At 69.9% G+C, this 13,734-nt stretch carries 1 protein-coding gene; it reads left to right on the top strand.

Translation table 11 applies throughout. The features are described from left to right. Positions 1-13,734: non-ribosomal peptide synthase/polyketide synthase (locus tag D7Y04_RS42115; protein ID WP_121763021.1), on the top strand; the 13,734-nt coding region annotated here is incomplete at both ends.

Below are 13,734 nucleotides of genomic sequence, written 5' to 3'. Positions count from 1 at the left end.
CTCCGACCTCTTCGACGCCTCCACCGCCCAGCGCCTCATGGGCCACTTCAGCGTCCTTCTCTCCGCCCTCGCCGCCCAGCCCGACGCTCGCGTGTCCACGCTGGAGGTGATGACGGCGGAGGAGCGGAAGCAGCTCCTCGTTGAATGGAACGAGACGGACGTCGCCTTCCCGCGCGACATCTGCATCCACCACGTCGTCGCGGAGCACGCCCGACGTGCGCCCGAGGCTGTCGCCGTGCGCATGGGGGAGCGAAGCATCAGCTATGCGGGCCTCGACGCATGGGCCCATGGCCTTGCCGTCCAACTGCACGCGGCCGGTGTCTCCCGTGGCAGCCGCGTCGCCGTCCTTGCCGAGCGCTCTCCTGAGTTGGTGGCGGGCCTCCTCGCCACCCTCAAGGTGGGCGCCGCCTACGTCCCCGTCTCTCCCGGTGTCCCGCCGGAGCGCCTGTCTTTCATGCTGGAGGACTGCGGTGCTTCCATCCTCCTCACCCAGCAGCACCTGCGCGACTCGCTGCCCTCCCTCTCCGCTCGCGTCCTCGCGCTTGAAGTAGAGACTGCGGCGCTCCAGCAGCCACTGCCGGTGGCGCCCGTGGGCCCGGAGGATTTGGCCTACGTCATCTACACCTCCGGCAGCACCGGACGGCCCAAGGGCGTCGCTGTCCACCACCGCGCGTTGATGAACCTCGTCTCCTGGCACCAGCGCACCTATTCGCTGTCTCCCCAGGACTCCACCGCCCTCACCGCTGGCGTCGCCTTCGACGCTTCCACCTGGGAGGTGTGGCCTTCCCTCGCCTCTGGCGCCAGCCTCGTCGTCCCGCCCGAAGCCGTGCGTGCGGAGCCCTCCCAGTTGCTGCAGTGGCTGGCCCGCGAAGCCATCACCACCTGCTTCATGCCGACGCCCCTGGCCGAGGCTGTGCTGCGCGAGGAGTGGCCTCGCCCCATCGCCCTGCGTGCCCTGCTGACGGGCGGCGATGCCCTGCACCACGGGCCGCCTCCTTCAGTGCCCGCTGCCCTCTTCAACCACTACGGGCCCACCGAGAGCACCGTCGTCGCCACCTTCACGCCCGTCGCTGCCTCCTCGCGCGACGACGGCACGCGGCCCCCCATCGGCCGCCCCATCGCCAACACCCGCACCTACGTCCTCGATGCCCATTTGCAGCCGGTGCCCGTGGGTGTCCCCGGTGAACTCTTCCTCGCCAGCGAGGGCCTCGCCTGGGGCTACCTGGGCCAGCCCGCGCTGAGCGCGGAGCGCTTCATCCCGCACCCCTTCTCCTCCACGCCGGGTGCCCGCCTCTACCGCACGGGCGACGTCGTGCGCTGGCGCGCCGACGGCCAACTGGACTACCTCCAGCGGCTCGATTTCCAGGTGAAGGTGCGTGGTTTCCGCATCGAACTGGGCGAAATCGAAGCCTCCCTCCTCGCTCACGCTTCCGTGCACGAAGCCGCCGTCCTCGCTCGTGAGGACGTCCCTGGGGACAAGCGCCTCGTCGCCTACGTCGTGCCCACTTCGGGCCAGCAGTTGGACACCTCGGCGGTGCGCACGTTCCTCAAGGAGCGGCTGCCCGAGTACATGGTGCCCGCCGCCTTCGTCGTCATGGAGGCCCTCCCCCTCAGCCCCAATGGCAAGGTGGACAGGAAGGCACTGCCCGTCCCCGACGCTTCACCGCTCGCGGACTTCGTTGCTCCTCGCGACGCCACCGAAGAGAAGCTCGCGAACGTCTTCGCCCAGGTCCTGCGCGTGGAGCGCGTGGGCGTCCACGACGACTTCTTCTCGCTCGGTGGCCACTCCCTGCTGGCCACCCAGCTCGTCTCCCGCGTCCGCGCGGCTTTCGGTGCGGAGCTGCCGCTTCGAGCCCTCTTCGAGGCCCCCACCGTCGCCGCCTTCGCCGAGCGCTTGCGCACCTCCGCCGCTGGCTCCCGACTCCCGCCGCTCCCTGTCGCCACCCACGAGGGACCGCCGCCGCTGTCCTTCGCGCAGCAGCGGCTGTGGCTGTTGGACCAGCTCCAGCCGGGCAGCGCCGCATACAACATCCCCGCGGCCCTTCGGCTGAAGGGACACGTGGACGTGGAGTCCCTCCGCCGTGCCTTCGAGTCGCTGGTCGCGCGGCATGAAACGCTGCGCACCACCTTCTTCCAGCACCAGGGCGAGCCCGCGCAGCGCATCCACTCGCCTGGGACGTGGACGCTGCCCCTGCTCGACGTGTCCTCGGTGCCCGAGGCCCGGCGTGAAGAAGAGGCGCGGCGCCTCGCGAACCTGGAGGCCCGGCGTCCCTTCGACCTGGAAGCCGGCCCGCTCCTCCGCACGGCGCTGGTGCGACTGGGCGACGCGGAGCACCTGCTGCTGGTGACGATGCACCACATCGTCTCCGACGGCTGGTCCATGAGCGTCCTCGTCCGTGAGCTCACCGCGCTCTATGCGGCGTTCCACACGGATCACCTGCCCACCCTCGCGCCACTGCCCGTGCAGTACGCGGACTTCTCCGTCTGGCAGCGGTCATGGCTGCAGGGCGAAACACTGGAGACCCAGCTCGCCTACTGGAAGGAAAAGCTCTCGGGAGCACCCGCCGCGCTGGACCTGCCCACGGACCGTCCGCGTCCGCCGGTGCAGTCGCATCGAGGCGCCGCGGTGGACATGCGCGTCCCCGCGCAACTCTCCGACGCCCTCAAGACCCTGGCCCAGCGTGAAGGCGCCACGCCCTTCATGCTGCTGCTCGCAGCCTGGCAGGTGCTCCTGTCGCGCTACTCCACGCAAGACGACATCAGCGTGGGCACGCCCATCGCCGGCCGCACGCAAGCGGAGACCGAAGGCCTCATCGGATTCTTCGTCAACACGTTGGTGCTGCGCGCCCACGTGCAGCCGCAGGCGACTTTCCGACAGCTGCTGGCCCAGGTGCGTGGAACAACGCTCGCGGCCTACGAGCACCAGCACGTGCCGTTCGAGAAGCTGGTGGAGACCCTCCAGCCCGTGCGCGACCTGAGCCGCAGCGCGCTCTTCCAGGCGATGTTCTCCTTGCAGAACACGCCCATGGAAGCGCTGCGCGTGCCGGGCCTGTCGTTCGAGCAGCTTCCGCTCGAATCGAACTCCGCGAAGTTCGACCTGACGCTGACGATGCAGGACTCGCCCCAGGGCTTCGTGGGCGTCCTGGAGTACAGCAGCGACCTCTTCGATGCGTCGACCATGCAGCGCCTGGTGGGCCACATGGGCGTGCTGCTGGAGGCCATCGCCGCCCAGCCGGACACGACGCTCGCGGGCCTGCCTCTGCTCACCGCTCCGGAGAGGCAGCGGCTCCTCGTGGACTGGAATGGCCCCAGCGCCGAGTTCCCTCGCGACCTCTGCATCCATGACGCCTTCAGCGCCCAGGCCCGTCTCACGCCCGACGCGCTGGCCGTCATCTGCCGCGAGGAACAGCTCACCTTCCGTGAGTTGGACACGCGCGCCAATCAGCTTGCGCACCGGCTGGTGAAGCTGGGCGTCGGCCCCGATGTACGCGTCGTGCTCTGCGTGGAGCGCTCCGTGGAGGCCCTCGTTGGCATTCTCGGCACTCTCAAGGCCGGTGGCGCCTACGTCCCCATCGACCCCAGCTACCCGCGCGACTGGCTCGCCCACGTCCTCCAGGACACTGGCGCTCCCGTCGTCCTCACCCAGCAGCGCCTGCGCGACTCACTGCCTCCGCATTCCGCGCACACCCTCTGCCTGGACTCCGACTCCGCGGACTTCGCTCTTGAGGCCCAGGACGCTCCGGTGACGTCGGTCACGCCGGAACATCTGGCGTACATCATCTACACCTCTGGCAGCACCGGCCGTCCCAAGGGCGTGATGATTCAGCACCGCTCCGTGCTCAATCTTCGCGTCGCCCTCGCCTCTACGGTGCACGCGGACGCGCGGCCGGGAGAGCGTGTCAGCGTCAACGCTCCGCTTTCCTTCGACGCCTCCGTCAAGCAGCTCATCCAGGTGCTCGACGGCCACACCCTCTGCATCGTCCCCGACGAGGCACGCGCCGACGTCGGTGAGCTGGTAAAGCGCATCGGTCACGACGCGCTGGACGTCCTCGACTGCTCTCCCGCGCACCTGCGCCTGCTGGTGGATGAAGGCCTGCTGGAGCGCAAGGCCATCCCCCACCGCGTCCTCGTGGGTGGTGAAGCCGTGGACCCCGCCACCTGGCGTCACCTGGCCCAGGCTCCGCGCCCGCGCGTCTTCAACGTCTACGGCCCCACTGAGTGCACCGTCGACGCCACTGCCTGCGCCTTCGATGCGTCTCCGACTCCCACCATCGGCAGGCCCCTGCCCAACGTCCGCGTCTACGTGCTGGACCGCACGCTGCGCCCCGTTCCCATCGGCGTCGCGGGTGAGCTCTTCATCGGTGGTGAGGGCGTCGCGCGCGGCTACCTCAATCGCCCGGAGCTGACGGCGGGCCGCTTCATCCCGGATGCCTTCTCCTCCACGCCCGGTGCACGCCTCTACCGCACCGGCGACGTGGTGCGCTGGCGTGCGGACGGGATGCTCGACTACCTGGGTCGTGCTGACTTCCAGGTGAAGATCCGCGGCTTCCGCATCGAGCTGGGTGAAGTCGAAGCCGCGCTCCTCAAGCATCCCCAGGTGCACGCCGCCGTGGTGATGGCTCGCGAGGATGTGCCGGGCGACAAGCGGCTCGTTGCCTACGTGGTGCCTCCGGAAGGCACGGAGTCCGCGCCCACGCCCGAGATCCTCAAGGACTGGCTCAAGCAGCTCCTGCCCGAGCACATGCGCCCTTCAGCGCTCCTCGTGCTGGAGGCGCTGCCGCTCAACACCAACGGCAAGGTGGATCGCAAGGCCCTGCCCGCGCCCCAGGGCACCTCGCTCGCCTCCACCTACGTCGCGCCGCGCACTCCCACCGAAGAGCAACTCGCCACCCTCTTCACGCAGGTGCTGCGCGTGGAGCGCGTGGGCATCCACGACGACTTCTTCGCGCTCGGAGGCCACTCCCTGCTGGCCACCCAGCTCGTCTCTCGCATCCGCGCCACCTTCCGCGCGGAGCTGCCGCTGCGGGCCCTCTTCGAAGCGCCCACCGTGGCCACGCTCGCCGAGCGCCTCCAATCCCAGACGCCGAGCCTCCGCCTCCCGCCGCTCACCCGGACCGTGGTGGACGGGCCTCAGCCCCTTTCATTCGCCCAGCAGCGGCTCTGGTTCCTGGATCAGCTCACGCCGGGCGATGCGTCCTACAACATCCCCACGGCGCTCCGGTTGACGGGACAGGTAGACGTGGAGTCGCTGCGCCGCGCGTTTGAAGCGCTGGTCGCTCGCCACGACGCCCTGCGCACCACCTTCCGCGACAGCGAGGGGCAGGCCACCCAGCACATCCACACGCCTGGCACGTGGGCGTTGCCGCTCGCCGATCTCTCCACGCTGCCTGAAGCGCGGCGCGAAGACGAAGCACAGCGAAAGGTCGAAGCGGATGCACGTCAGCCGTTCGACCTGCGGAACGGCCCGCTGCTGCGCACCGCGCTCGTGCGGCTGGCGGCGGATGAACACCTGTTGCTCGTGACGATGCACCACATCGTCTCCGACGGCTGGTCCATGAGCGTGCTCGTCCGCGAGCTGGTGGCCTTCTATGAGGCCTTCAGTACCGGTCAGGCGCCCGCGCTGGCCCCGCTGCCGGTTCAGTACACGGACTTCGCGGCGTGGCAGCGCGACTGGCTCCAGGGCGAGACGCTCGACGCGCAGCTGGGCTACTGGAAGCAGCAGCTCGGAGGGGCTCAGGCCACGCTGGAGCTGCCCACGGATCATCCCCGCCCGGCCATCCAGTCCCACGCGGGCGCGACCCACGCCGTGAGGATTCCCCAGGCTGCGTCCGACGCGCTCAAGGCCCTGGCCCAGCGCGAGGGTGCCACGCCCTTCATGGTGCTGCTCGCGGCCTGGCAGGTGCTCCTGTCGCGCTACGCAGGCCAGGACGACATCACCGTGGGTTCGCCCATCGCGGGCCGGACCCAGGCGGAAACCGAAGGGCTCATCGGATTCTTCGTCAACACGCTCGTCCTGCGTACGCGCGTGACGCCGGAGAGTTCCTTCCGCCAGTTGCTCGCCCAGGTACGCGGCACGACGCTCGCGGCGTACGAACATCAGCACGTGCCCTTCGAGAAGCTGGTGGAGATGCTCCAGCCCGTGCGGGACGCGAGCCGCAGCCCGCTGTTCCAGGTGATGTTCGTCCTCCAGAACGCCCCGGGAGAAGCGCTGCGCGTTCCGGGCCTCACCTTCCGGCAGGTCGTCGCCGAGGGCCACTCCGCCAAGTTCGATCTCACCCTGACGCTGCAGGACTCACCGCAGGGCTTCACCGGCTGGATGGAGTACAGCACCGCGCTCTTCGAGCGGAGCACCATCGATCGGATGGGCAGCCATCTGCGCACGCTGCTGGAGGCCGTGGCCGCGAAGCCCGAGCAGCCCGTGGCCGGACTGTCCCTCCTCCCCAGCGAGGAACGTCAGCGCGTCCTCGTGGAGTGGAATGACACGGCCGCCGTCAGCCCGACGGACGTGCCAGTCCACGTCCACTTCGCCCAGCAGGCCCAGAGCGCGCCCGACGCGGTGGCCCTGGTGCTGGGGGATGACTCGCTGACGTATGCCCAGCTGGATTCACGCGCGAACCAGCTGGCCCATCACCTGCGGGCCCTGGGCATCGTCCCCGGTGCACGCATCGGCCTCGCTATCGAGCGGTCCTTCGAGTTGGTGACGGCGCTCCTCGCCATCCTCAAGGTGGGTGCCACCTACGTCCCCGTGGACCGCAACGCGCCCGTGGAGCGCATCGCTTCCCTGTTGGAGGACGCGGACGTCAGCGTGACGCTCGCGCACCAGCCCTTCGCGTCACTGCTGCCCGCTTCCGGCAACCGCGTCTGGTTGGATACCCAGGCCGAGGAGATCGCCGCGCGCCCCACGCATGCGCCGGACGTCCGCGTGGACGGTGAAGCCCTGGCCTACGTGATGTTCACCTCCGGCAGCACCGGCCGTCCCAAGGGCGTCTGCGTGCCTCACCGGGGCATCACGCGCCTGGTGCTCGGAAGTACCTTCATGCGCTTCGGGCCGGATGAAGTCTGGCTCCAGGCCGCCCCTGTTGCCTTCGACGCGTCCACGCTCGAAATCTGGGGCGCGCTGCTGCACGGCGCGAAGCTCGTCCTCGCTCCGCCGCACTCCCTGTCTTTGGAAGAACTGGCCGCGCAACTGCGTCACCACCGCGTGACGTCGCTCTGGCTCACCGCCGCCCTCTTCGAGCAGATGGCCCTGCACCAGGGCGAAGCGCTCGCGGGCGTGCGTCAGGTCCTCGCCGGTGGCGATGTGCTGCCCGCCGCTCGTGTGCGCGAACACCTCGCGCGCATCCCGGAGGGAACCACTTTCATCAACGGCTACGGCCCCACGGAGAACACCACCTTCTCCACCACCTTCGCCATGCATCGCGATTCGGTGGTGGGCGGTTCGGTGTCCATCGGCCGGCCTCTCTCCAACTCCACGGTCTACGTGCTCGACGCGCATCTGCGCCCCGTGCCCGAGGGCGTCGCGGGTGAGGTGTACGTCGGCGGACAGGGCCTGGCCTGGGGCTACCTGAACCGCCCCGACCTGACCGCGGAACGCTTCGTCGCCCATCCTTTCGCCTCCACGCCGGGCGAGCGCATCTACCGTACGGGCGACAAGGCCCGCTGGAAGACGGACGGCACGCTCGACTTCCTGGGCCGCGTTGACTTCCAGGTGAAGGTGCGTGGCTTCCGCATCGAGCTGGGTGAAATCGAAGCCGTGCTGCGCGCCTTCCCGGGCGTCAACGAGGCCGTCGTCGTGGCCCGGGGCTCGGACGCGGACAAGCGCCTCATCGGCTACGTCAGCGCGAGCGAAGGCCACTCGCTGGACTCGGACGCGCTCAAGGCCCATCTCCGGCGGAGCCTGCCGGAGTACATGGTGCCGTCGGCCTTCGTGGTGCTGAACGCGCTGCCTCTCAACGCCAACGGCAAGGTGGACCGCAAGGCCCTGCCGGAGCCGGAGGAGACCGCGCGCGCCGTCGCCTACGTCGCGCCGCGCACCGCCACGGAGAAGCAGCTGGCGGCCCTCTTCGCCGAAGTCCTCCGGGTGGAGCAGGTGGGGCTCCACGATGACTTCTTCGCGTTGGGAGGCCACTCGCTGCTGGCCACCCAGCTCGTCTCGCGCGTGCGGACCACGCTCGGGTTGGAGCTGCCCCTGCGGGCCCTCTTCGATGCGCCGACCGTCGCCGCCCTCGCGCTGAAGCTCGCGGACGCACGGCCCGCCGCGGCCCGAGGGGCTCTTCCGCTCCGGCCCACCTCACGCACGGGAGCCATTCCGCTCTCCTTCGCCCAGCAGCGCCTCTGGTTCCTGGATCAGCTCACGCCGGGGGATGCGTCGTACAACATTCCGTCCGCGCTCCGGCTGCAGGGGCCGGTGGACGTGCCGTCGCTGCGCCGCGCTTTCGAGTCCCTGGTCGCGCGTCACGAATCCCTGCGCACCACCTTCCATGAGCATGAAGGCCAGGCCACGCAGCACATCCACCTGCCGGACGCGTGGACACTGCCGCTCGTGGACCTGTCCGCGCTGCCCGACGCGCAGCGCGAAGCCGAAGCCCAGCGCCGCATCTCGAAGGAAGCGAACCAGCCCTTCCACCTGGAGCGCGGGCCGCTCCTGCGCACGACGCTGGTGCGCCTGGCGGAGGAGGACCACTTCCTGCTCGTGACGATGCACCACATCGTCTCCGACGGCTGGTCCATGGGCGTGCTCGTCCGCGAGCTGATCACCTTCTACGAGGCCTTCACCTCCGGCAAGACGCCCACGCTGGCTCCGCTGCCGGTGCAGTACGCGGACTTCGCGGAACGGCAGCGCCAGTGGCTCCAGGGCGAGGCGCTGGACGCGCAGTTGGGTTACTGGAAGCAGCAGCTCGCGGGCGCGGCGTTCGCGCTGGAGCTGCCCACCGACCATCCGCGTCCGGCCATCCAGTCCCATCAGGGTGCGGCCGTCTCCGTCCGGATTCCCCAGGCGACGTCCGAAGCGCTCAAGGCGCTGGCCCAGCGTGAAGGCGCCACGCCCTTCATGGTGCTGCTGGCGGCCTTCCAGGTGCTCCTGTCGCGCTACGCCGCGCAGGACGACATCACCGTGGGCTCGCCCATCGCGGGCCGCACGCAGGCGGAGACCGAGGGCCTCATCGGGTTCTTCGTCAACACGCTCGTCCTGCGCACGCGCGTGGCGCCGGAGGACTCCTTCCGGACGCTGCTCGCCCAGGTGCGCGGCACGACGCTCGCGGCCTTCGAGCACCAGCACCTGCCGTTCGAGAAGCTGGTGGAGGTCCTCCAGCCCGTGAGGGACGCGAGCCGCAGCCCGCTGTTCCAGGTGATGTTCGCCCTCCAGAACGCCCCGGTGGGAGACCTGCGCGTTCGCGGCCTCACCTTCCAGCAGGTCATCACCGAAGGGCGTTCCGCGAAGTTCGACCTCAACCTGGCGATGCAGGACTCGCCCCAGGGCTTCATGGGTTCGCTGGAGTACAGCACCGCCCTCTTCAAGCGCGGCACCGTGGAGCGGATGGCCCATCAGCTGCGCACGCTGCTGGAGGCCGTGGCCGCCAGGCCCGAGCAATCCGTGGCCGGGCTGTCCCTCCTCTCCAGCGAGGAGCGGCAGCGCATCCTCGTGGAGTGGAACGACACCACCGTGGCCAGTCCCACGGACATCCCCGTCCACGTCCACTTCGCGCGGCAGGCGCAGCGCGCGCCCGAGTCCATCGCCCTCGTCATGGGGGAGGCCTCGCTGACCTATGCGCAGCTGGACGCGCGCGCGAACCAACTGGCCCACCACCTGCGCGACCTCGGCATCGTTCCGGGTGCGCGTGTCGGTCTCGCCGTCGAGCGGTCCTTCGAGCTGGTCGCGGCGCTCCTCGCCATCCTCAAGGTGGGTGCCACCTACGTCCCCGTGGACCGCAATGCGCCCGTGGAGCGCATCGCGTCCCTGTTGGAGGACGCGGACGTCCACTTCGTCGTCACCCACCAGCCCTTCGCGTCACTGCTGCCCGCCACCGGCACCCGCGTCTGGCTGGATGCGCAGCGCGACGTCATCGCCACGCGGCCCACCCACGCCCCCGACGTCCGCGTGGACGGCGAGGCCATGGCCTACGTGATGTTTACCTCCGGGAGCACCGGCCGACCCAAGGGCGTCTGCATTCCGCACCGGGGCATCACGCGAATGGTGGTCGGCAGCACCTTCATGCGCTTCGGCGCGGACGAGGTCTGGCTGCATGTCGCCCCCATCGCCTTCGACGCCTCCACGCTCGAAATCTGGGGCGCGCTGCTGAATGGTTCGAAGCTCGTCCTCGCGCCGCCCCACTCGCTGTCGTTGGAGGAGCTGGCCGCGCTGTTGCGCCACCACGGCGTGACGACGCTGTTCCTGACGACCGCGCTCTTCGAGCAGATGGCCCTGCACCAGGGCGAAGCGCTCGCGGGCGTGCGCCAGATTCTCTCTGGTGGCGACGTGCTGCCCGCGGACCGCGTGCGCGAGCACCTGGCCCGCATCCCCGAAGGCGCCAGCTTCCACAACGCCTACGGCCCCACGGAGAGCACCACCCTCGCCACCACCTTCGCCATGGGGCGTGGCTCGCGCGTGGAAGGCGCCATCCCCGTCGGCCGGCCGCCCTCCAACTCCACCGTCTACGTGCTCGACGCGCACCTGCACCCGGTGCCCGTGGGCATTGCCGGTGAGGTGTACGTCGGCGGCCAGGGCCTGGCCTGGGGCTACCTGCACCGCCCGGACCTGACCGCGGAGCGCTTCATCCCCCACCCCTTCGCCTCCAGTCCGGGCGAGCGCCTCTACCGCACGGGCGACCAGGCCCGCTGGAGGGAGGACGGCACGCTCGACTTCCTGGGACGTGTCGACCTCCAGGTGAAGGTGCGTGGCTTCCGCATCGAGCTGGGCGAAATCGAGACCGCGCTGCGCTCCGCCGCCAGCGTCAACGAAGCGGTCGTCGTGGCGCGGGGCACCGGCGCGGACAAGCGCCTCATCGGCTACGTCACCGCGCGCGCAGGCCATGCGCCGACCCCGGACACGCTCCGGGCAGGCCTCAAGCAGCAGCTGCCCGAGTACATGGTGCCGTCTGCCTTCCTGGTGCTGGACGCGCTGCCCATCAACGCCAACGGCAAGGTGGACCGAAAGGCCCTGCCGGAGCCGGGGAACACGCCTCGGAGCACCGTCTTCGTCGCGCCGCGCACCGCCACCGAGGAGCAGCTGGCCACCCTCTTCGCCGAGGTCCTCCGGGTGGAGCGCATCGGCGTGCGGGACGACTTCTTCGCCATGGGAGGCCACTCGCTGTTGGCCACCCAGCTCGTCTCGCGTGTGCGCTCCACCTTCCGTGTGGAGCTGCCGCTGCGGGCCCTCTTCGAGGCGCCCACCGTCGAACGCCTCGCGCCGAAGCTCGAGGAGGCCCAGACCACCGGGCTCCGCGCACCGCCCCTGCGGCCCATGCCGCGCGAAGGCGCCATTCCGCTGTCCTTCGCGCAGCAGCGCCTGTGGCTATTGGATCAGCTCCAGCCGGGAGACATCTCCTACAACATCCCCACCGCCCTGCGGCTGACGGGCCCGGTGGACCTGGAGTCGTTGCGCCGCGCCTTTGAAGCACTGGTGGAGCGCCACGAATCGCTGCGCACCACGCTCTCCACGTCGCAGGAGGACCCGTCGCAATGCATCCAGGAGCCCTCCAGCTGGGAGCTGCCCCTCATCGACCTGTCGTCCCTGCCTGAGTCGCAGCGGGAGGAGGAGGCCCAGCGCGCGGCGGCCACGGAAGCCCGGCGTGCCTTCAACCTCACCACGGGCCCGTTGCTGCGCAGCACGCTGGTTCGGCTGGGACAGGATTCGCACCTGTTGCTGGTGACGATGCACCACATCGTCTCCGACGGCTGGTCCATGGGCGTGCTCGTCCGGGAAGTGGCGGCCTTCTACGAAGCCTTCGTCACGGGCCAGTGGCCCTCGCTCCCGCCGCTGCCCGTGCAGTACGCGGACTTCTCGATGTGGCAGAGAGGCTGGCTCCAGGGCGAGGCCCTGGACGCGCAGCTGGGCTACTGGAAGAAGCAGCTCGGGGGGGCACCTTCCGCGCTGGACCTGCCCACGGACCGCCCGCGTCCGCCGGTGCAGTCACGCCGGGGCGCCACGGTGGACGTGCGCATCCCGTTGGAGGTCTCCCAGGCCCTGAAGGCCCTGGCCCAGGATGAGGGTGCCACGCCCTTCATGCTGCTGCTCGCGGCCTGGCAGCTGCTCCTGTCGCGCTACTCCACGCAGGATGACATCAGCGTGGGCACGCCCATCGCGGGCCGCACGCAGGCGGAGACCGAGGGCCTCATCGGCTTCTTCGTCAACACGCTCGTCCTGCGCGCCCACGTGCAGCCGCAGGCAACCTTCCGTGAGTTCCTCGCGCAGGTGCGCCGCACGACGCTCGCGGCCTATGAGCACCAGCACCTGCCCTTCGAGAAGCTGGTGGAGGTCCTCCAGCCCTCGCGAGACCTGAGCCGCAGCGCGCTCTTCCAGGCGATGTTCTCCCTGCAGAACGCGCCCACCGAAGCGCTCCGCGTGTCCGGGCTGTCCTTCCAGAGCGTCCCGGTGGACACCCGGTCCTCCAAGTTCGACCTCACGCTCACCCTCGGCGAGTCGCCCCAGGGCTTCGTCGGCTTGCTGACGTACGCGACGGACCTCTTCGATGTTTCGACGGTCCAGCGCATGTCCGGACACCTGGGCGTGCTGCTGGAGGCCATCGCCGCCCAGCCGGACGCGACGCTCGCGGGCCTGCCCCTGCTCACCGCTCCGGAGCGGCAGCGGCTCCTCGTGGACTGGAATGGCCCCAGCGCCGAGTTCCCTCGCGATCTCTGCATCCATGACGCCTTCAGCGCCCAGGCCCTTCGCACGCCCGACGCGCTGGCCGTCATCTGCCGCGAGGAACAGCTCACCTTCCGTGAGTTGGACACGCGCGCCAGTCAGCTGGCCCACCGGCTGGTGAAGCTGGGCGTCGGTCCCGACGTGCGCGTCGTGCTCTGCGTGGAGCGCTCCGTGGAGGCCCTCGTTGGCATCCTCGGCACTCTCAAGGCCGGTGGCGCCTACGTTCCCATCGACCCCAGCTACCCGCGCGACTGGCTCGCCCACGTCCTCCAGGACACCGGCGCTCCCGTCGTCCTCACCCAGCAGCGCCTGCGCGACTCTCTTCCTCCGCACTCCGCCCACACCCTCTGCCTGGACTCCGACTCCGCGGACCTCTCCCGTGAGCCCGCGCACGCCCCGGCTACCTCTGTCACGCCGGAGCACCTCGCCTACATCATCTACACCTCCGGCAGCACCGGCCGCCCCAAGGGCGTGATGATTCAGCACCGCTCCGTGCTCAATCTGCGCGTCGCCCTTGCCGCCACCGTGCACGCGGACGCGCGGCCGGGAGAGCGTGTCAGCGTCAACGCTCCGCTGTCCTTCGACGCCTCCGTCAAGCAACTCATCCAGGTGCTCGACGGCCACACCCTCTGCATCGTCCCCGACGAGGCACGCGCCGACGTCGGAGAGCTCGTCAACCGCATCGAGAAGGACGCCCTCGACGTCCTCGACTGCTCTCCCGCGCACCTGCGCCTGCTGGTGGATGAAGGCCTGCTGGAGCGCAAGGCCATCCCCCACCGCGTCCTCGTGGGTGGTGAAGCCGTGGACCCCGCCACCTGGCGTCACCTGGCCCAGGCTCCGCGCCCGCGCGTCTTCAACGTCTACGGCCCCAC

It is taken from the genome of Corallococcus sp. AB038B (genome assembly GCF_003668955.1).
Classification (GTDB): Bacteria; Myxococcota; Myxococcia; order Myxococcales; family Myxococcaceae; genus Corallococcus; species Corallococcus exiguus.
Note: the sequence above shows the minus strand (reverse complement) of the source record. Positions and strands in the feature narration are given on the sequence as shown.